This is a genomic window from Aequorivita sp. IT1282 (assembly GCF_058068205.1).
This window is the reverse complement of the sequence record NZ_JBYRHR010000001.1, coordinates 610,974-630,268: the sequence shown is the minus strand read 5'-3', so window position 1 is coordinate 630,268 and position 19,295 is coordinate 610,974. Positions and strand designations below refer to the sequence as shown.

At 34.0% G+C, this 19,295-nt stretch carries 22 protein-coding genes; 3 read left to right on the top strand and 19 right to left on the bottom strand.

Translation table 11 applies throughout. From position 1 onward, the window contains the following. Nucleotides 1-14 precede the first annotated feature (14 nt). The 16 genes from AC3RVG_RS02910 to AC3RVG_RS02835 all read right to left on the bottom strand — a co-directional run bounded on the left by AC3RVG_RS02910 (nt 15) and on the right by AC3RVG_RS02835 (nt 15,006). A complete protein-coding gene (locus AC3RVG_RS02910; RefSeq protein WP_489689932.1) occupies nt 15-305 on the bottom strand; it encodes a hypothetical protein in 291 nt (96 codons plus the stop codon). A 175-nt stretch (nt 306-480) separates the two neighbouring features. Then, complete coding sequence (gene arsB, locus AC3RVG_RS02905; RefSeq protein ID WP_489689931.1) at nt 481-1,527, bottom strand: ACR3 family arsenite efflux transporter; 1,047 nt, start codon at nt 1,525-1,527, stop codon at nt 481-483. A 139-nt stretch (nt 1,528-1,666) separates the two neighbouring features. Next, nucleotides 1,667-2,431: an SOS response-associated peptidase gene (locus AC3RVG_RS02900; RefSeq protein ID WP_489689930.1), complete on the bottom strand. Its 765-nt coding sequence runs from the start codon at nt 2,429-2,431 to the stop codon at nt 1,667-1,669. A gap of 46 nt (nt 2,432-2,477) precedes the next feature. Beyond that, nucleotides 2,478-3,086: a hypothetical protein gene (locus tag AC3RVG_RS02895; protein WP_489689929.1), complete on the bottom strand. Its 609-nt coding sequence runs from the start codon at nt 3,084-3,086 to the stop codon at nt 2,478-2,480. 289 nt (nt 3,087-3,375) lie between these two features. Further along, nucleotides 3,376-3,810, bottom strand: coding sequence for a GNAT family N-acetyltransferase (locus AC3RVG_RS02890; protein ID WP_489689928.1), 435 nt, complete (start codon nt 3,808-3,810; stop codon nt 3,376-3,378). A 14-nt stretch (nt 3,811-3,824) separates the two neighbouring features. Continuing rightward, nucleotides 3,825-4,196, bottom strand: a complete 372-nt coding sequence (locus AC3RVG_RS02885) for a putative quinol monooxygenase (protein ID WP_489689927.1) — start codon at nt 4,194-4,196, stop codon at nt 3,825-3,827. A gap of 223 nt (nt 4,197-4,419) precedes the next feature. Continuing rightward, nucleotides 4,420-5,415 (bottom strand): UDP-3-O-(3-hydroxymyristoyl)glucosamine N-acyltransferase, encoded by a 996-nt coding sequence (gene lpxD / locus AC3RVG_RS02880; protein WP_489689926.1) that lies wholly within the window; start codon nt 5,413-5,415, stop codon nt 4,420-4,422. A 176-nt stretch (nt 5,416-5,591) separates the two neighbouring features. Further along, the gene (locus AC3RVG_RS02875; protein WP_489689925.1) at nt 5,592-6,239 is read right to left on the bottom strand and encodes a hypothetical protein; all 648 of its coding nucleotides are present in this window, start codon (nt 6,237-6,239) and stop codon (nt 5,592-5,594) included. After that, a complete protein-coding gene (locus AC3RVG_RS02870) occupies nt 6,240-6,863 on the bottom strand; it encodes a hypothetical protein (RefSeq protein ID WP_489689924.1) in 624 nt (207 codons plus the stop codon). It lies immediately after the preceding gene. A gap of 51 nt (nt 6,864-6,914) precedes the next feature. Beyond that, the gene (locus tag AC3RVG_RS02865) at nt 6,915-8,030 is read right to left on the bottom strand and encodes a hypothetical protein (protein ID WP_489689923.1); all 1,116 of its coding nucleotides are present in this window, start codon (nt 8,028-8,030) and stop codon (nt 6,915-6,917) included. Between the two features lie 131 nt (nt 8,031-8,161). After that, on the bottom strand, nt 8,162-8,596 hold the full coding sequence (locus AC3RVG_RS02860; RefSeq protein WP_489689922.1) for a toxin-antitoxin system YwqK family antitoxin: 435 nt from the start codon (nt 8,594-8,596) through the stop codon (nt 8,162-8,164). A 61-nt stretch (nt 8,597-8,657) separates the two neighbouring features. Continuing rightward, nucleotides 8,658-9,161: a hypothetical protein gene (locus tag AC3RVG_RS02855; protein ID WP_489689921.1), complete on the bottom strand. Its 504-nt coding sequence runs from the start codon at nt 9,159-9,161 to the stop codon at nt 8,658-8,660. Between the two features lie 232 nt (nt 9,162-9,393). After that, nucleotides 9,394-10,017 (bottom strand): DUF4291 domain-containing protein, encoded by a 624-nt coding sequence (locus tag AC3RVG_RS02850; protein WP_489689920.1) that lies wholly within the window; start codon nt 10,015-10,017, stop codon nt 9,394-9,396. 83 nt (nt 10,018-10,100) lie between these two features. Then, nucleotides 10,101-13,136 (bottom strand): AAA family ATPase, encoded by a 3,036-nt coding sequence (locus AC3RVG_RS02845; protein ID WP_489689919.1) that lies wholly within the window; start codon nt 13,134-13,136, stop codon nt 10,101-10,103. A gap of 3 nt (nt 13,137-13,139) precedes the next feature. Then, the gene (locus tag AC3RVG_RS02840; RefSeq protein WP_489689918.1) at nt 13,140-14,342 is read right to left on the bottom strand and encodes an exonuclease SbcCD subunit D; all 1,203 of its coding nucleotides are present in this window, start codon (nt 14,340-14,342) and stop codon (nt 13,140-13,142) included. A 73-nt stretch (nt 14,343-14,415) separates the two neighbouring features. Next, entirely contained in the window at nt 14,416-15,006 is a 591-nt protein-coding gene (locus AC3RVG_RS02835; RefSeq protein ID WP_489689917.1) for an aspartyl/asparaginyl beta-hydroxylase domain-containing protein, read from the bottom strand. Between the two features lie 408 nt (nt 15,007-15,414). On the opposite strand from AC3RVG_RS02835, the gene AC3RVG_RS02830 reads away from it, so the two are divergent. The 3 genes from AC3RVG_RS02830 to AC3RVG_RS02820 all read left to right on the top strand — a co-directional run bounded on the left by AC3RVG_RS02830 (nt 15,415) and on the right by AC3RVG_RS02820 (nt 16,619). Then, the gene (locus tag AC3RVG_RS02830) at nt 15,415-15,576 is read left to right on the top strand and encodes a DUF1328 family protein (protein ID WP_489689916.1); all 162 of its coding nucleotides are present in this window, start codon (nt 15,415-15,417) and stop codon (nt 15,574-15,576) included. A gap of 56 nt (nt 15,577-15,632) precedes the next feature. Continuing rightward, nucleotides 15,633-16,034, top strand: coding sequence for a VOC family protein (locus AC3RVG_RS02825; RefSeq protein ID WP_489689915.1), 402 nt, complete (start codon nt 15,633-15,635; stop codon nt 16,032-16,034). Nucleotides 16,035-16,157: 123 nt separating this feature from the next. After that, nucleotides 16,158-16,619: a DUF305 domain-containing protein gene (locus AC3RVG_RS02820; protein WP_489689914.1), complete on the top strand. Its 462-nt coding sequence runs from the start codon at nt 16,158-16,160 to the stop codon at nt 16,617-16,619. A gap of 52 nt (nt 16,620-16,671) precedes the next feature. On the opposite strand, the gene AC3RVG_RS02815 is transcribed toward AC3RVG_RS02820, so the two are convergent. The 3 genes from AC3RVG_RS02815 to AC3RVG_RS02805 all read right to left on the bottom strand — a co-directional run bounded on the left by AC3RVG_RS02815 (nt 16,672) and on the right by AC3RVG_RS02805 (nt 19,135). Further along, on the bottom strand, nt 16,672-17,211 hold the full coding sequence (locus tag AC3RVG_RS02815) for a hypothetical protein (RefSeq protein WP_489689913.1): 540 nt from the start codon (nt 17,209-17,211) through the stop codon (nt 16,672-16,674). A 68-nt stretch (nt 17,212-17,279) separates the two neighbouring features. Further along, on the bottom strand, nt 17,280-17,687 hold the full coding sequence (locus tag AC3RVG_RS02810) for a response regulator (protein ID WP_489689912.1): 408 nt from the start codon (nt 17,685-17,687) through the stop codon (nt 17,280-17,282). Nucleotides 17,688-17,692: 5 nt separating this feature from the next. Continuing rightward, entirely contained in the window at nt 17,693-19,135 is a 1,443-nt protein-coding gene (locus tag AC3RVG_RS02805) for a sensor histidine kinase (protein ID WP_489689911.1), read from the bottom strand. Between the last annotated feature and the right edge of the window lie 160 nt (nt 19,136-19,295).

The following is a 19,295-nucleotide window of genomic DNA, read 5'->3' as shown; positions in this document are numbered from 1 at the left end:
AAGATTTCTATATATTAGTTTCCGGCAAACGGAGAACCAAAAATACCCACTGCAAGTTCAGCCCAAAGAAGTATTAAAACTAAAATAATAGTTGCAATTAAAACCATTCGGAGTGTGGTTTTTGCGGTTTTTCGTAAAGTGAATTCTATTAATATTCCTGCGCCAAATAACAATATAGCAGCGATAATAAAATCTCCTAATGACCAATTAATTTCACTGGTAAATTGCATCCCTATAAATGGAATGAGTAGTATCGATAAAGTGATTGATAAAACTAAAATCAGTCTCTTGCTTTGTAATTTCATGCTTAAAATTTTAGATTTCCTTTGATGACTACTGCGCAACTAATCCGCTACTTCCATTACTATTTCATCATAATTCTAAGAAACGCAACCTGCTAGCACATAGATATTTGCAATTGCAATGATAAGGTTAAAATAAACAATTTAATGCTTATAAAATTATAGAAGTTGGACTTATCTAATCGATTTCATTTTTATAATATTTTTTTCGCAACCAAAATGAAACCTTAACCAATAAAATTAATGCAGGAACTTCAACTAACGGACCAATAACTCCAGCAAAAGCCTGACCTGAATTTAATCCGAAAACCGCAATAGCAACTGCAATTGCTAATTCAAAATTATTTCCTGCGGCAGTGAATGCCACGGCAGCTGTTTTGTCGTACGCTACCCCCATTGCTTTGGTGGTGAAAAAACCAATAATAAACATTAAGCCAAAATAGATAAGTAGCGGAATTGCAATAATTAGCACGTCCATTGGTATTTGCACAATTAATTCGCCTTTTAAAGAAAACATTACGATTATAGTAAATAAAAGGGCAATTAGCGTAAGTGGCGAAATTGCGGGAATAAATTTGGTTGTGTACCATTCTTCGCCTTTTAACTTTATTAAAATTTGTCTACTTAAAATTCCCATTACGAATGGAACTCCCAAATAAATAGCGACACTCTCTGCAATAGTTACAATTGAAATATCAACGATGGCACCTTCAAAGCCGAAATAGGGCGGCAGAACGGTTATAAATAAATATGCATAAAAACTATATGCGAAAACTTGAAAAATACTATTTAAGGCCACCAAACCTGCGCCATATTCGCTACTGCCTTCAGCCAGATCGTTCCAAACCAGAACCATTGCAATACAACGCGCAAGGCCAATTAAAATGAGGCCTACCATATATTCTGGATAATCTCGCAAAAATGTAATCGCCAACAAAAACATTAAAACAGGTCCAACTATCCAGTTTAAAATTAGCGATATGGATAATATTTTTGTGTTTCTGAAAACTTTGGGAAGTAGCGAATAATTAACTTTTGCCAATGGCGGATACATCATTAATATTAAACCTATTGCAATTGGGATATTGGTTGTGCCGCTGCTAAAAGAGTCTATAATACTTGGAAAAGAGGGTATAAAATAACCTAATGCGACACCTATTGCCATTGCTACAAAAATCCAAAGTGTTAGATTTCTATTTAGAATACCTAATTTTTTTATTGCCATAGTATTTCTTATCTATCGCAATATTACAATAAAGATTGAAGCCATCAAAAATAAGGTGGATAAATTAATTGTAGAAAAGAAACATAACACATAAAAACGCTGAGAATGCAGTCTACTTTTAACAGCAGCTGCACCATTTTTAAAAAACCAATTCGTCGTAAACTACCTTATCTGAAATGGTTTCCACATTGCCTGAATATTCTTTACCACGCAATTTAGCCACCGTACGTGCTGCCAACTCATCTGCTGGGTATTCCATAATCAATTCCTTAATTCCTTTAATGTCTAGTTCGCCGTTAACAGTGTTTAACCAGTTATCTTCTAATTCAGTAGGCAGAATCACCGGCATTCTTGGCGCTTTTAATTTTGGGTTGTTGTGAATTTTCGCCATCAATGCATTCCCGTTTGTTGTTACTATTGAAAAGGTATTCAAAATTCCACCGGTTTCTGGGTTTTTCCATTCGCTGTACAAACCCGCTAGCGCCATTGGTTTTTTATCTTTTCGGTAGATATAAAAAGGATAGGTTTTGCCCTTATAATGGTGGTATTCGTAAAATCCATCTACGTAAATAATGCAGCGGTTACTTTTTGCGGAACTTCGAAAGGAAGGTAATTCAAAAATGGTTTCTACCCTTGCGTTTAGGGTATTGTTCCATTGTTTTTTTAATTCTTCCTCGTTCTTAACCCAATGTGGCACCAAGCCCCAAGTTGCAACTTCAGGGAATTCAGGTGATCGGTCTGTATATATAAGTAATTCGGGGTGGCTAAAACCGGATGAATGATAAATTGGTAAATCTGTAAGTGGCGCAAGTTTTTCTATAATTTCTTCAATTGCTTGGGCGTCTCCTCTTCGGCTAGCTCTTTTTAATTGAGATTCTAAACTTGCTTTAATGTCGTAGCACAAAATTTTCTTTTTTTGGGTTTGATCATCTGTAACAAATGGCAAATTACTAAAATGTAGTGCAATCTATTTGAAAGTTATAAGAAAGTGTATCTTGAATTCCGGTTGTGATATATTCATATTTGGGATGGTATTCACTATTTGAATAACCCGTTGCATACCCAAACAAAAGCACTATTTCAGTATTGGGTTTTGTTGGAATATAAATTACTGTATCAGTCTGTACTTCATATATCTCTGCATCCATAAATGAATAATACTTTCCTGAAACCAGATCGTTCGAAACTCCTAATGGAGGATACACATTATTTGCTACGGTGAGCTCCAATTTAAGAATACTTGCATACCAGAAGTCTAGGTTAATGATATTTGTAATTCCCGAAAATATAGTAGCATCTTCATCTATATAATCCACAAATGGCCCATCCCCTACACTCACGAAATCTGTAGCTATATGATACTGGTATTTATTGTCAAGAATGAAATCGAAATCAATTTCATAATTACCCTGACTGTCTGTATATGTGGAATCTATACGTACTACATCTGTTATTCCGTAGCCGCTCCATCCACCACCTCCGTATGTAACACGTTGCACAACTACTTTAAAATCTTTATGCTTGATGTTTCTGGTAATATCTGCAACATTACCTACCACTATTGTAGAAATCGTTTCTACGCTATCATTTGCTTCATCCTTTTCTCAGGCAACAAATAAAAACAATAGACCAACTATCATTGCTAAGCTCGAATAATATTTCATAATTGAAAGTATTAAAGTTAAACTGATTGCATATAGCTTTAAACGTTAAGAAATTGATTTCAGTATTGAATTGCAATAAGCAAGGTTCATTAAAATTTAATGTAGAATTCTGCATCTCCCGTAAATAAACAAGGTATAAAGAAAAATTTATTGCTTTAAAACCAAGAAAATGTTTGCCAAAAATTCATAACTTCCACTTGCTATATGTCATCTCAAATTTAATTTCGCCTTTTCCGTGGGTGCCAATATCTATCCATCCCGCTTTCCTGTAAAAGCTTTCAGCCCTAGTATCTGGAGCGGTTCCCAACCATATATGTTTAGTAGTTTGTTCAAAATACCAATTCAGCATAATATCATGTAAATGCCTTCCAATGCCTTGTTTTTCAAATTGAGGATGTACAAATAATGCCCAAATATTATTTTCTTTTAAGTCAACAATCGAGAAACCAACAATCTGTTTTTCCACTTCACAAACCCAACCCTTACCCCTCTCTGAAATATATTCTAAACAATCTTGGTCTGTTACTAAATCAGGATTGGATAACGCATTTTCGGTGACAGCATTTCGTACAATTTGTATCTGTTTAATGTCAGAAGATTTTGCTTCTCTAACAATCATTTTTCAGAAAGGTTTTAATTATAAGTTGCACTCAATCGCCAAAAACTAATTTCTGGTGGGCCTGCGAGAAAAGCAGTTGACTCATTTATAAATTTCTGCAAATGCTCAGTTTTATTGTGCTCATTTTTATAGTAGCTTTCATCGTCCCACTCTTCGTAGAGCAAGATGTTTGAATTATCATTAGGATCGATATACATTTTAATTTTTTCGAAGTGATCTTCCTTCTCCACCTCTTTAATCAGCGATTCTAACGCCACCACAGCATCAACATTTTTATTGGGTTGCGTTTTGTATTTTATAAATACTATCAAATTTTCTTTTGAATCGGTATTACAACTAAGCATTACCGATAAAAGTGCCATAAAAAGAAAGTGTCGCGTTTTCATAATTTGAGTGATTAATAATTTCTTCTATTAAAAGTATGAAATTATCTCGGAAAAATAATGCCGAAAATTTTTCTGAGTGAACTACACATATCTGCTAATTATATGGCAGGTTTTTGTGTGTTTATCTACGGGGAAAACTATCGGGTATTTTAAATATTCTTCAAAAAAAGCCCCCAAAGGTTTTAAAAACCTTTGGGGGCTGGTAAGTTATAATTAAGTAAGATTATTGATTTTTCATAAGCCGTCTGATAGCAACCCATTGTTTTAACATTTCTCGAGCATCTTGCGCTGGGTAACCCAAAACAGTTTTTCCTGCTTCTACATCGTTCAAAACTCCAGAGCCTGCACCAACGGTTGCGCCAGAATGTATGGTTGTGTGATCTTTTATAGAAGCGCTACCGCCAATAATAACACCGTCTCCCAGCGTAACAGAACCTGCAAGACCACTATGCCCCGCCATGATGCAAAAACGTCCCATAACACTGTTGTGGGCTATTTGTACAAGGTTGTCTATTTTACAACCATCGCCAATAACTGTGGAACTAAATTTTGCTCTATCTACGCACGAATTGGCACCAATCTCTACATAATGTCCAATTATTACATTCCCGATTTGCGGTATTTTCACTAAACCTCTGCCATCGTCACTAGGTCTGTATCCAAATCCATCTGCACCTATACTAACGTTGGTGTGAAAAATACAATTGCTACCAATAATACAACGCTCGCGTATTACAGTGCCAGACCAAACAACGGTTTTATCGCCGATAATGGTTTCATCAAACACGCACACATTTGGGTATAAAATTACTTCGCTTCCTAATGATACATCTTTACCAACATAGCAGTTTGCACCAATCTTACAACCAGCGCCAATGGTTGCCGATTCATGTATTACCGCTGTGGGATGAATTTCTGTATCGAAAACAGGTGCTGGCGGATTGAAAAGCTCCAGTATTTTTGCCATCGCCAAATCAACATTTTTCACTTTAATTAAAGAACGATTGTCACCGGGTTCAATACTTAAATTCTCGCTAACAAGTGCTGCACAAGCTTTTGATTCTGTCCAAAACTTAGCGTATTTAGTGCTTCCAATAAAAGTAATTTGATTGCTACTTGCTTTTTTTATTTCCTCGGGACCTTCAATTTTTTGGTTAGTATCACCTATTAATTCACCTTTTAGAAAGTCGTTGATTTCGCTTATAGAGTAGGATTTCATGTTTTAATTTTGTTGTTTATTAAATAATTTCTAAATCTAAAGAAAAAAACTGAAGGGAGGAGAACAGGAATAGGTTTTAACGTGCCTGCCGTTGGAGGAAAAACTTTTGTGGTTCGCTAGTAGTAATTGATTTTAAAAGTACGGTTATAGTTTCTTTGTTCTCTTGTTTTAATAAATTAAGACTCTTGGTTCTTTGTGCCGATCCAAACGGTGCCTTTTTTAGTGCGATAGTAAGTAATATTGTTGTCTCTGCGAATTATTGGCTCTCTATTTAGTTGTTTTTTATACCACCTTTGCATAGCGTAATAATCTTTTTTTGTAGCATACACTTCTGCTGTTTCTTCTATGTCCTCATCTGTAAAACGGTGTTCGTCTAAAGCATAAATCCAATCGAATGCATCTAAGTCGTTTTTTAGTTTTCCATAATTTTGAGTTGGCATCTTTTTTTGTTTTTCTGGACGATAATAGGTAATGTCATAAAAGTTTAAATACCCATCTATAGCACAAACAACCTGCGAGTTTTCAATATAAGGTTCATTCAACCAAATAGCTAAATAATAAGGTTTATCTAGCGTTTTTAGTTGTGTTTCCCAACTATTAAAAATTTCAATTAAACTTTCTATAATTAATTTTCGAGCCTTTCTTTTTGGCTTTGGTATTGCGACACCAGTAATGGAAATTTCACCAAAGGGTTGTACCCAAACTTTTTCGTAATTTCTTTGGTATTGCTGCAATTGTTCTAAATCTAGATTAAGACTCTCGTTTTTCCAGATTTCTATATTTTTAAAAATACGGCTATGCCCTCTTAGTTTTTTTGTATTCATCTAAAAATGAGATTTATTAAAGAAACTTTTACAGATCAATTTTTTAATCTTTTGAAAACCATTTTGCTTTTTTGATAAAACAATTGCGTTATACTCGAATTGAGATATCCAATTAAACTCACATTGATTAAAGCCGTCAAAACACGAAACGGGTTTTAAATCATAGGCTGCTAATGTTATAATAAAGCGCGCCATGCCGCCAAAAGGATAGTTGCCAGTAGAAAACGCAACTTGGCCAGAAAGCGCTGTTGTTTTTTGAAGCGCTTCCATTTCTACCTCAAATCCATATTCTAAATAATTAAAAACGGAGTATATGTCTTGACTTCCAAATGATTCTAAGTTTTCGGAATCGCTTTGTAAATAGTTTTCTATAAATGAAATGGCATAACTTGGCAATAATTCTTTGCATCTATGTTTTTCAGGCTCGACTTGTTGATCTAAAAAGGTATTTAATTCTTCTATCGCAGCATCAACTTCATCCGCTGGCATGGTATCCCAATCAAAATCGGGACCTGTTTCATCAAACTTAAAATCAGGTTTCCTTACTTTAACCATATGATTGTATAGCTGTTGGAAATCTTTATACTTGGTGGAATCTTGTATGTTGAATTTTATATAAAGCATAAATTTATAAAGCCCTGTGAATTTTCGGAATGCTACTTATCCTTTTGAAAATCAGTCGCAACGCTCCGACATTACTTTGTGTTTGTTTTTAACGTAGGCTTCTGCCAAGTCTTTTATTTTTTCTTTTTCTTGTGGGGTAATGGCACTTAAAATTCGTGATGGATAATTGTAGACATATGAATGTGTGCTGAGGCTAAAGCTTTTACCTTCTTGTTGCATAGTAGCATAATTAGCCAAGTTTTCTGTGCCATAATAGTAAGATTCATCATCCAACCAAACAAAATTTTTATTGGGTAACACGAACATTTGAATATTGCTTTTATTCTCGGCTTTATAAAAAAACGGAATACTATTGAGTAGCGCTGCATCCTGCGCTTCTAAAATATCTAAATTGGCATTAAAATTTTTTAAATCTACAGCTACAAATGTTTGTGTTTTTAAATTTATAATACTCCAAAATGACTCCGACGTATCGCTTTCCTTTTGAAATCGCTGAAAATTGATTCTTGCAAAATCGCCAATTTTTATACTATTGATAATGCTTATTTCACCGTTAAGATCGGTCCACGTTTTTTCTTTAAATAATTTATGATTTCGAACTTCATTTAGCACGAGATTGCCATTAGCGTGCACAGCTAGAATGTTATTTTTATCAATTCTCACATAATGCGATGGTAGCGAAAGGTGATAATCTTGATGAATACTTTTGGCATAATTATCTTCAATATTTATTGTTAGATTAAACGCAACATTGTGTACTGCAGTTTTCGGAATTAAATGGCCGTTATTTTTATTTAAGGCAACTACTTCTGCGATTTCGATGTTAGCATAGTTTACTTCGTACACATAGGTTACAAGTGTGGTCAAGGTAGCTGTATCTACGTCTATTTGATCAAAGTATTGTGGAATTAAGTTTATAGAATATAACCTTTGCTTAACTGTATTTAAAATATAAACACTATCCAACTTCTCTCTATTTGAAGGTATAACACTTTGCGTATTATACAAATATGCAGTACTATCTTTTAATACAACATATGCATTTTCAGAAACAGGCAAAATAGCCTCTTGTACATAGTGCGCTATATGGCCATCGTTTAATACTAGCCGTTGGGCATTGGTATTTAAGGAAAGAAATAATAGTGATAATAGTATTGCAAATTTCATAGTCTAGATAACTGTCATTTTTTCATCCTTTAATAATCTATTATATCGATAAAAACACAAATACAGTTTTCTTAAATTATGTTCATTATTAACTTAATTTATGTCTTGACAATGAAACTCACGAATTAATTTTACTCTACATCATAAAGAATAAAACCAGAGCTTTTCTGAGATCCATCTTTTTCATAAATCCTATACGATCCAGTTTTATGAGTAGTATAAAAACTTATCGTTCTGTATAATTCTCCTGTATCATAATATTCCTCCCAGAATTCTGCTCGTTTGCCAGCGTCCCAATATCGTGTATATTCTAAGATATTATTTCGGTAATAGCCTTCCCATTTCCCGTCAAATTCTCCATCAGCGTAGCTTCCTTCTGCTTGAAATTTTCCGTCGTCATAGTATTCTTTCCATAATCCTGTTTTATTCCCTTTAGCATTAACCGGCCCATAGCATCTAAGGGCACCATTATCATGATATTCTTTTCTAATTTCATATTCCTGATCGGAATCTGTTGATTGAGAATCATCATTTTGAGACAATACAGGAGTTGCTATTAAGAGCAATAAAAGAAAGGGAAATAAAATTTTCATAACCTAGTTATCTTTTTGTTTGATATAAAATATTTTAGTTTTTTTCTACATATAAATAGAACAGCTTGTCGAACATCTTGAAAATGGTGTTGTCTCCAGTTTGCGTTACGAGAATTTCAAACAGAGTGCCTTCAGATTCTAAAGGCCCGCCAGGCTTATCTACTATAATTATTTTTGAATTTTCTAAAGACCAACGCACATCGGTAAAATAACCTTCGAATTGAGGATTATCTATAAATAGCGTAAAAGAGTGATCTGCGTTTATTTCAAATTTTGCTGTGCTTAGTGATTTCTTTAAAGGTTCGTATTCTTCCTTATCCACTATATAATCTACATTTTGAATTGTTGCGATTTTAGATTCCAATCGTTTCACCGTCCATATACCGTGTAAATTAGATTCATTTATTTGTGGAATTGTAATTTTTGTTACCTCTACAAATTCTTCTTCATCCTCATTATCAGAATTAGATTTATTAATTTGAGAGAATACTGGAGTTGCTATAAGTAGCAAAAAAATAACGGATACTATATTTTTCATATTGACGTTTATTGAGTTTTTTAAAATTACCTTGACTTTATTGCACCTCAAATACCCTCTATGAGGTATATTTTTTAAACTAAGGTTCAGATTTTAGGTGTGAAAAATAGTGCTGAATATGGGCTTTTATCATTTAGTAGTTGGTGTATTTCCAATTAAAAGATGAGAATAAATGAATAGCCTCAAAACCAAATATATTAAAAAAATCTTATGTTTTTAACAGATTAAGCTTTTAAAGAATAATTTTTGGATCGTTGATTACAATTTTTTGTTCGGCTATTACTTCTAAATCAATCCAGGCACCTGCATCAATTTTTCGTTTTTGTTCACGAACAAAATCCGTGATATCTTCTATGGAAATTATCCATTCCGTCGCAAATTGCTGAAGTAATTCTCCCTTAATTCCAATCTGAATCGCTCTTCGTTCAAGCTTTTCACCATTTGGATTGTGGTCTGGGTCCCACTGCAATCTTACTTCAGAATTGTCCATTTCAAATTTCCAATTTTCTTGCGTTTTGTAGATTTCCGCAATATAACTTGAGTGTATACCTGCTGCAAGTAACTTCTCAAAATTATTTTTTGAAATTTCTATAGCTAAAATATTTTGTTCGTGCTCCTTCATTGCCCAACCAGCCCGATACATCATCCATAGAAAATTGGGTTTTATCCAAGACATTCGGCTAAATTTATAATGACTTCCACCAAATTTTTGATGCTCGACAGCCCACTTTGAAATATTAGGATTGAAGGCTTGATAAACGATTATATTTTCGCCAATAGTCTGACCTATTATGTGCTTTCCGCTTTGCGGTAATAACTGTTCGTATTGATTGTATTTAATTGTTTGAAGTTGCATTTTTGAAATATTAAATATTCATCTAGAGTATAAATTAGCTCAGTTTCCTTCTGAATTAGAATTGAATCGAAAAATTACTAAAATTACTGTACCAGAGATAAAGTTGAATATCCCAAACTACCCTTCTCCAACTTAATTTGTGTGGTAATGCGTTCTTTTAAAGCACTAACGTGCGATATTACCCCAACAGATTTATCGCCTTCGTTCTGCATTTTTTCTAATATAGTAATTGCCTGATCTAAAGTTTCTGGATCTAAGGTTCCAAAACCTTCATCGATAAATAGTGATTCGATTTTTACATTTCGAGCGGCAATATCAGATAACGCGAATGCCATTGCCAAACTCACCAAAAATGTTTCTCCGCCAGATAAAGTTTTTACAGATCGGCGGGCGTTCCCCATATAATTATCGAAAACTTTTAACGCATCACTTTTCTCGGCTTCATCTGCGGTGGGAATATCGAGTAAATAACGATCGCTGAATTCTGAAAGGCGTTTGTTCGCGTAGCCTATAAGCTGTTCCAAAGTAAGATCCTGCACAAAGTTTGAGAATTTATTGCCAGTTGCATCACCAATTAAATCGGTCATGGTTTTCCACAACGATCTATCTTTTTTTAAGAGGTCTATTTGCGTTCGCTCTTTTTGTTGGCGCTGTTTGGCTTTTTCATCATCGTCTAAACTTTGGGTAATTTTACCAATTTCCATTGAAAGCGTATCCCACTGTAATTTTGCTTCGTTCAATAAGCTCATTAAGTCTTCGAGAGAAAGTTTTGAATCGTCTTTTTCTATCAATTCCTTTAAAGCTTTTTGTAGCGTGCTTTCCTTTTCTGAAATTCTTGTATTTAGCTCTTTCAGCTCGTTTTCACGATTTCTGATTTTAGCGGCGCGCTCTTCCGGAAGTATTGCTGATCGCAACGCTTGAATATTTTCTACCTCTTCATTTAAAAGAATATTGTTAAGCTCTTCTTCTTTTTTTATTTGGTTCACTGAATTCACTTTTAGCTTTTCAGCATTGTCTGAAAGCTGCTCCGTTATAGATGAAATATTTGCAAGAGAACGTGTAATCGAAGACGATAAAACACTCACTTTATCATTAATATCCGGTCTGTCGTAAAGTTTAGTTCGTTGTTGCTTTAATCGAGTATAAGCTGATAACGCTTGTTCCCAATGCTTTAAACTTTCTTCCAAATCGTTTAAAATAGAAGCGGCTTGGAATGCTTGTTTCGACTTTTCCATTTTTTGAATACGAAGGTTTAATTCAGATCGCCGTGATTTTAGCGTTTCTAAATCATCCTTAGAATTCCATTTAAGTTGGTTGGCAAGCTTTGTGAGTACTTCGAAATGCCGCAACTCCTCCCCTTTTAAAGTTTTTATAGTAGTGTCTAAATCGCTAATTTCTTTTAGTTGATATTTATTTTTTTCACCTAAAGTGATTTGGTATTTAGACTTTGTTTGAAGTGAATTCTTTTTTTCTTTTAGCAGTTCCTCCTTTGTGTCAAAATACGGCTCTTCGGAAGCGTAGGGATGATGAATCGCACCACAAAGCGGACAAGGTTCGTCGGGCTCTAATTGTAAACGATACGCGTCTAAACTTTGATGCTTATGTTGTTGTTCTAAGTTTTTTTCTAGATTTTCTACTTCGGTGGTTAATTGGGCAACTTCTTTTTCTAAAGAAGAAATAGAATTTGAATCTGCTTCTAAATGCTCTTTCGCCGTTTTTAATTTATCCTGCTGAGATTTAAGATTTGTTTGAACTTTTACAATTTGTTCCTTACTAGTCAGCAATTCCGAAGCTTTTTCATTTAATTGCCGGTAGCTTTCTAATTCTGAATTTAAGTTCGCTAGCGAACTTGCTCCCGAATTATCTATTATATCCTGAACCGTTTTACCGAAAGATTCTGCTTGCGGCTTAAATAGTTCGGGATTATCTGAAGTGGAAAGTTGATACCCTAACTGATTTATATTCCGAACGCACGTATTTAGTTGATTTTGATACAAAGAAGCTTCACTTTGCTTCTTAAGCTCATCGGCTTGAAGTTGGATGATTTTATTTCGGAAATTGTCTAATTTCTGATTGGCTGTTTTTACATCTACTTTTTCTTGAAGCAGCGCAGTTACTGCACTTATATACGAATCTAATTGCAATTCTGCATCAGATTTCGATTTATTTAGTCTTTCACTTTCCTGTTTAAGTTGGCTCACTTCTCTGTTAGCAGCATCGTAATCTGTTAATACAACGCTATATTTTGAAAGAGTATCGTGTTGCGTCAATTCCTTTTTAAAAGGTTGAAAAACATCAAAATCCTTTTTTAATTGAAGTTGTTGTGCTTTTAAGTCTATCTCTTCGGCTTGTTTCTTTTGAAGTTCTTTTCTATTGCTAACTTTTTCGGAAGCAATCTGAAATAACTTTTCTGTTTTTGGCTTCGCTTCGGTTAAAGATTTGAGTTCGATTTTCTTTTCAGCAATAATTTCAGCAGATAATAATTCTATTCCTTCAATTCCAGCTTCTTTTAACTCAATGGCCTTTTCAATTCCTTTAAAGCGAAAGAAAACGGCTTTTCCTATTTCGCGATACGAACGAGCGCCAGTTATATCTTCTAACAATTTATTCCGTTCATTCCGCGGCGCCTGTAACAATTTGCTGAATTCACCCTGCGACAAAACCATGGCTTTTACAAATTGCTCGTAGCTTAGTCCAATTATCGCTTCATTTTTTTCGGGCGTTTTGGTTCCGGTTTCTAAAATCTGATTGGTCGTAACTTCCACCAATTCCTGCTTACGCGCGTTTAAATTATTATTTCGGTTACGCTCAATAGACCAATGGCTGCGATAATCTTTGCCGTTTACACGATAGTCAACTTCTGCAAAACAACTTTTCATATTGCGAGTCATAATGCCACCATCGTCTTCTAAAATTGAATTGCTCACGGCTTTATCCACTCTCGCAATTCTATTATACAACGCCAAAGTAATCACATCTAAAAGCGTAGACTTCCCCGAACCGGTTGGGCCAGTGATAGCGAAAAGTCCAGCTTCTGCCAAGATTCCGTTGCCGAAATCAATTTGGTGCTCCCCTTTTAGGGAGTGAATATTTTCAAATCTAATTTTTAGAATTTTCATGGACTATAATTTCAATTCTTCTAAAATTTCGCGAAAGGCATTCTTTAGTTCTTCTGTATTTTCCAAACCACTTTGTAGCTCTAGTTTCTTTTCAAACATTTGCATTGGGGTAACGTCTGCAACGTCCGTGCCCACCGCAAAAGCATCGCTGGCACCACGAATCTTGCTTTTAAAATTGAGTCTCGATTTTACAATTTCAACGTTCGTATTAGGTTGCGAATTAGTAAGCGATTCAAAAGCTTGTCGCCTTTCTAAGCTTTCACTTTCTTCATTTACAATTATTTCGGCTAAGGAAGTTAGCGTAGTTTTTTCTGAATAGGAATTTAATTTGGCCTCTACTTCTTGAAGACTTCCTTCAAAAGTGAGCAGGTTTCTGTGCTTAGGAATTGGAATAATTTCTACTTTGGAAATTTTATTATCGGCAATTTTAATCACATTAATTTGTTTACAATCTTCTTTCTCTGAAAAACTTAAAGGAATTGGCGAACCGCAATAATGAATATTTTGCACCTCTGAAATAACTTGTGGTTTATGAATATGCCCGAGCGCTACGTAATGCGGAATATCTTCAAACATACTAGCCTCTACCCCTGCTTGGTTCCCAATTTGTATATCGCGTTCGCTTTCGGAAAGTTCGCTGCCCTGCACATATAAATGCCCCATCAAAATGAAAATCTGTTCGGCGTGGTGCTCGTTGTAATGTGCGTTTACATTTGTAAAATAAGTTCGTAATCCAGATTTTATTTGTTCAATTTTTGTGGCATAGGTTTCGCCCGCAGCAGACTTTCGAATATCGCGATCTTTTAAAAATGGAATGGCAGCAACGACCAATTTTTCGTTGTCTTTTTCGACGGTAACAAACATTTCTGCCAACGATTCTGTGGCGCCACCAATTACACTAATATCGAATGCTTTTAGCAGTTCTGCCGGTGCATTTAACACTGCTGGTGAATCGTGGTTTCCGCCCGTGAGGATTATTTTACAATCTAAATTTATTAGCTTTTTCAATAAATCGTAATACTGCTTATAAGCCGCTTGTGAAGGATTTGCTTGGTCAAAAATATCTCCAGAAACCAACAGCACATCTATATTTTCAGTTTTAATATAATTAATTAGCCATTCAAAAAATAGCTCAAGATCTTCACTAAGATCGTATTTATGTAATTGTTTGCCGATGTGCCAGTCGGAAGTATGAAGTATTTTCATGCAGCGTATTTAGTGTTGATTGTAAAATTACAGGAAAACAAAACGCTAAAAAACTATAAATAGCAATTGCGTTCTAATTAGAAGAACCGTTGTTAATTAATTCCATGATTTTATCATTTGGAATAATATCTATAGTCAAATTAATGCGGTCTGTGGTGCCATTATTTACAACCCGATGTGGATCTGTTAAACGCAAATACCAGCATTCGCCAACTTTCATTGGCACTATTGAATTGTTCAAGTAAAAAGCTACTCCTTTGTTATTATCGATAGGAATTGTAAGCCTTATCATTGACTTTTCTTCCTCTAAACCTAAAGTAGGATCTGTATGTTCCTTTACCACAGAATCTGGAGCTAAAAACAATAACCGTACAAGGTTTACTTTGGTGTATTGGCTGAAAGTATTAACTATACTTTTTATGTATGGAGCTTTTTCTAACGCAGAAGTATTCATCCATTGGGTCCAAGAACCATCGGCATAATCGCCAACGGGTGCAGGAAATGGCAACGAGGTGTCTACTAAATGTGCTGGGGAGCGTAACGGAATAACTTTGTAATATTCATATTGACCTTGTTTTAAAGTGTTGACTTCTACAAGCATTTTTTCTACATCGAAAGTAAGAGGTAATTTTATTCTGTCTTTATTTTGTTTCGCTGTTTTCATATGGAGTAAGCCTATTTCATTGAATTGATTTTTTTTATTTCAGTTTTGAAACTTCACAAAAATGTATCGCTTCAAACTCAAATATATTCAAAAAATAGAACAAACAACTTATGACATTGAAGACTTGAATATTAATTCATTCCGTCTGAAATAATATTGAATTTGCGCGTAGGATACTTTTCTCTATTATTCATTAAATTATTAAAACTTATACCGCTATTTATAGTTTAAACAACTCTCGAGAATTCACCAATTTATCAACTAAGTTGTTTACAATTAGTGTGAAAAATAGTTGATTATTCGTCTTTTTAATTCCTTAACAATTCCTGTTAAACTAAATTTAAAAAATTTCAAACTATCTACTTCTGTTTTAATTTAGTGGAATACTAACACTAAAAACTCAATATTATGATACGATGGATTATTATTTTTCTTGTAATTGCAATTATCGCAGCAATCTTTGGATTTGGCGGTATTGCTGAAGGTGCCACAGATATAGCACAAATTATATTTTATATTTTCTTAGTATTATTAGTTCTCGGATTACTATCTCGATTGTTTAAAAGATAAAATCACTATTCTTAAACATTAGATAAATCAAACTTAAATTAACTAAAATATATACTATGAGAATTGAAGCCTATTTAGCTTATAGAGGTCAATGTCAAGAAGCCTTTAACTTTTATAAAGAAATTTTCGGTGGCGAAATAAAGAATACCGAAACCTACGAAAATAAGGAAATAGACATTCCTGAAAATTACAGAAAAAAATGGCAACACGCCGAATTGCGTGGTAAAAATTTTACTGTTTTAGGCTATGATGCCGCGCCTGATACTCCGCTCACAGACGGCACAAATATGCATCTTGGAGTGGATATGGATACTGCCGAAAGTGCAAAAGCTGCTTTTGAGCAATTATCTAAAAGCGGACAAGTACACACCTCATTTCAGAAAACTTCTTGGGGCGCGCAATACGGCAGATGTACAGATAAATTTGGCATAAATTGGATGATTAATTATAAAGAATAATCATTAAAAATAAACCCCGAACTTTTAAAAGTGTTCGGGGTTTTACTTTACCGCTAAATTTTGCACAATTACCTTTAAATAATAAAAATCTTCGATTGTTTTAATAACTTAAAATATCTGAATATGAAAAATCCTTACACTTCTTTTATAATAATGCTAGTTCTTTCTTTTATAGGAATGTACTGTACAATGTATTTAAATACTTATGAAGCGTCTCATATTTATTTCAGCTTAACACGGTTCTATATGGCTTGCTTAGGTATTTCGGTTATGGCGCTGATAATGTTTGGCATTATGAGAGGTATGTATAAAAATGCGAAGAAAAATACAGCGATTATAGTTGTAAGTATTTTGTTGTTTACCTCTTCCCTATTCTTAGTTCGTGCGCAAAAACCTATTGGCGATACGCTCTGGATGAAAGCTATGATTCCACACCATTCAATAGCAATCTTAACTAGTAAAAGAGCCGATATAAAAGACCCAGAAGTAAAAAAGCTTGCTAAAAGCATTATAGAAGCACAGGAAAAAGAAATTCTTGAGATGAAAGCAATGCTAAAAAGATTGGAGAATCAAGATTCTGAATAATAATTGCTGTCAGTAAATTAAATTCTTGGTATTAAACTGGAATAACGGTTTATTACTTATCATCATTTATTTCTTCTTCGGTATTAATAAGCGGATGATCCTTACCCAAACCCACAATTAGAATAATATTGGTTACCGTGGTATACAATAATAGAATAACGGTAACTAACATTCCACTTATTACAGAAGAACTGATAAGCGTAGCCCAGTATATGGATTTAAACCAAGAAAGAGGAACGTTCTCGGCCTCTGTAATAGGTATATTAAATAGTTGAAAAAGCATTAAAGCAGCTATAAATAATATAGTATCAATTTTAGCGATGGTTAGCACTTGCTTATAATGAGCTTCTTTTAATTTTGATTGGCTGCCTGAACTAATTCCCAATAAAGTGAGAAGCAATGCCAGTATGGTTGCAGTGGCCAATACGACCGTATTGCATAGCATATTTATTCCCCGCACAGAACCTTCTATTAAATGCTTGGCCTCGTAACCAGATACGTTTCCCAATAAAAAAATCCCCACTCCCACAAACATTGTAGAAATAGTACCTCCTATAATAGCAAGTTTGTTTTTTTTCAGAAATTTTATCATTCAATACCAGTTTTAGTTATTTAGTAGCTTAATTTTTATTCTAACAAACTAACAATTTGTCTTTATTGCTAAAGAGTTTTAAAGTGAGCTTCTAAAATACTACTTAAATATTCTTCGTTTAGTGGCTTGCTGTAATAACCTTTTACGCTTTTAAATTCCTGCGCCCTGTTCCGGTCGCGTTCATCTATTGAATTACTAAGCATCGTTAGTACTATTTCGCCCTGTTGTGCAATCTCTAGTTTCTCGTAAGCTTCTAAAAATTCCCAGCCATTCATACCTGGCATGTTTATATCGAGAAAAATTAAAGTAGGTTGTGGATGTATACCATCTAGCTCACTTTTTAGGTATTCCAAAGCCTCTTCACCACTATAAGAAATATGGATATTATCTGAGATTCCCATCTTTCTAATTTTTCTGGCATGATAGAAATTATCGCTCTCGGAATCGTCAATAAGCAGCACGTTTTTTATTTTCATAATAGCTATTTTTTTAATGTAAAATGTATTGTTGTTCCTTCTCCAAAAATAGAACTAACCCATATATTTCCCAAATGGAGTTCTACAATTTTTTTACAAAATGCAAGTCCAATGCCCTGCCCTTCATAATCTTTGATGCTGTGCAAACGACTAAACATATCGAATACTTTAGTAAAATCTTTTTCTGGTATGCCAACGCCATTATCGGTTATATGAAAATTGTAATAATTATTAGTTTCCTCATAACTTATTTGAATATGAGGCGTAACATCTGTTGGCGTAAATTTTATAGCATTCGAGATAAGATTCTGAAATAACTGTTTTATTTCAATTTTATACCCGATTATTTTCGGCAAATCATCACTTTCAATTTCAATTCCTCTATTTTCAATTATAACACTATAATCTTGTTTGATTTTTTTTAGCGTTTTATTCAGATTAATTTCTTCCATTTCTCCACTAGTACCAAGTCTTGAAAAAGAAAGCAGACCGCTAATCAGTTTACGCATGCGCTCTACGGCCTTATTTATAAAATCGAAATATAAAACTGCCTCCCCTTCAATTCGTTCGGGGAAGTCTTCCTGAAAAATTTCTATATAGTTAGATACCGTGCGCAAAGGTTCTTGTAAATCATGAGAAGCTACATACGCAAAATGATCTAATTGCTGATTTTTCGCAATTAACGACTCATTCAATTTACTTGCTTCTTCAATTGCTTTTTCCTTAGCTTTAATTTCTTTTACCTTGTCTTTATGTGAATCTTTTAACTCTGTGAGTGTACTTTTTAAATTGGAATTAGTGCTTTCCAGCTTATCCTGGGTGCTTAATAACTCTTCTATTAGCGGCTTAATTCTTTGAATTAAGCTGTATAGGCTTAAAAAAACGATGATAGTAGCAATACCTAAAGCGCCGAGAATTATAAATTTCCATATGGCATACCGGTTATTTCGTTCTTCTAAAAATTGATTTTCAGTTTGTATAAGTTCATCCAGGTTTGATTGCAACCTAAGCATGATGTGTACATCCTGCAATTTGGGTTGCGCTCCCAGATTTAAAGAGTCAGTTTCATCGGACACAGTATTAATAAAGCTGCTGAAGTTTTTGTCTACCTCTTCGTCGATAATTAATAATCTATCTGCTTGTAACGCATTATCACTAACCAAGCTTTTCAATCTAACGAATAGAGAGTCATATTCATCTTGCGCATCAATAAATGCCATCTTGAATTTTACCTTTCGTGTATATTCATATGCTAAGCCAAAACTTTCCAACTTAGATATCGTTGAAGACATTCGTCTAATATCGTTTTTTACTTCCCAGCTATGGGCTATTTCAGCGGCAGACTCCGAATTCTTTATAAACGAGAACCCAATAAGTAACATGACGAGTATTAAAGACGAAATAAGTAAAATGAAATTGGTTAGACCAACCTTCTGAATTCTTTTCATATAAATTTAAAAAAAGTGATATTTAAATAATTTCATTAAAAACTACTTCAAAGATAATTGTTCGGTTTTAGAAAATAAAAACTTAAATTGATTGTGTTAAAATAAATACTTATCTTGTTAATACTATCCAAACGAAATTTTTAATTTTACTTGACTAATC

Bases quoted from the DNA above. Each gene is read 5' to 3' on its own strand.
- AC3RVG_RS02845 (WP_489689919.1), bottom strand. From the start codon at position 13,136: ATGAAAATTCTAAAAATTAGATTTGAAAATATTCACTCCCTAAAAGGG.
- AC3RVG_RS02840 (WP_489689918.1), bottom strand. From the start codon at position 14,342: ATGAAAATACTTCATACTTCCGACTGGCACATCGGCAAACAATTACAT.
- AC3RVG_RS02870 (WP_489689924.1), bottom strand. From the start codon at position 6,863: ATGCTTTATATAAAATTCAACATACAAGATTCCACCAAGTATAAAGAT.
- AC3RVG_RS02825 (WP_489689915.1), top strand. From the start codon at position 15,633: ATGAGAATTGAAGCCTATTTAGCTTATAGAGGTCAATGTCAAGAAGCC.
- AC3RVG_RS02910 (WP_489689932.1), bottom strand. From the start codon at position 305: ATGAAATTACAAAGCAAGAGACTGATTTTAGTTTTATCAATCACTTTA.
- AC3RVG_RS02875 (WP_489689925.1), bottom strand. From the start codon at position 6,239: ATGAATACAAAAAAACTAAGAGGGCATAGCCGTATTTTTAAAAATATA.
- AC3RVG_RS02810 (WP_489689912.1), bottom strand. From the start codon at position 17,687: ATGAAAATAAAAAACGTGCTGCTTATTGACGATTCCGAGAGCGATAAT.
- AC3RVG_RS02855 (WP_489689921.1), bottom strand. From the start codon at position 9,161: ATGAAAAATATAGTATCCGTTATTTTTTTGCTACTTATAGCAACTCCA.
- AC3RVG_RS02865 (WP_489689923.1), bottom strand. From the start codon at position 8,030: ATGAAATTTGCAATACTATTATCACTATTATTTCTTTCCTTAAATACC.
- lpxD (WP_489689926.1), bottom strand. From the start codon at position 5,415: ATGAAATCCTACTCTATAAGCGAAATCAACGACTTTCTAAAAGGTGAA.
- AC3RVG_RS02820 (WP_489689914.1), top strand. From the start codon at position 16,158: ATGAAAAATCCTTACACTTCTTTTATAATAATGCTAGTTCTTTCTTTT.
- AC3RVG_RS02815 (WP_489689913.1), bottom strand. From the start codon at position 17,211: ATGATAAAATTTCTGAAAAAAAACAAACTTGCTATTATAGGAGGTACT.
- AC3RVG_RS02885 (WP_489689927.1), bottom strand. From the start codon at position 4,196: ATGAAAACGCGACACTTTCTTTTTATGGCACTTTTATCGGTAATGCTT.
- arsB (WP_489689931.1), bottom strand. From the start codon at position 1,527: ATGGCAATAAAAAAATTAGGTATTCTAAATAGAAATCTAACACTTTGG.
- AC3RVG_RS02805 (WP_489689911.1), bottom strand. From the start codon at position 19,135: ATGAAAAGAATTCAGAAGGTTGGTCTAACCAATTTCATTTTACTTATT.
- AC3RVG_RS02890 (WP_489689928.1), bottom strand. From the start codon at position 3,810: ATGATTGTTAGAGAAGCAAAATCTTCTGACATTAAACAGATACAAATT.
- AC3RVG_RS02835 (WP_489689917.1), bottom strand. From the start codon at position 15,006: ATGAAAACAGCGAAACAAAATAAAGACAGAATAAAATTACCTCTTACT.
- AC3RVG_RS02850 (WP_489689920.1), bottom strand. From the start codon at position 10,017: ATGCAACTTCAAACAATTAAATACAATCAATACGAACAGTTATTACCG.
- AC3RVG_RS02830 (WP_489689916.1), top strand. From the start codon at position 15,415: ATGATACGATGGATTATTATTTTTCTTGTAATTGCAATTATCGCAGCA.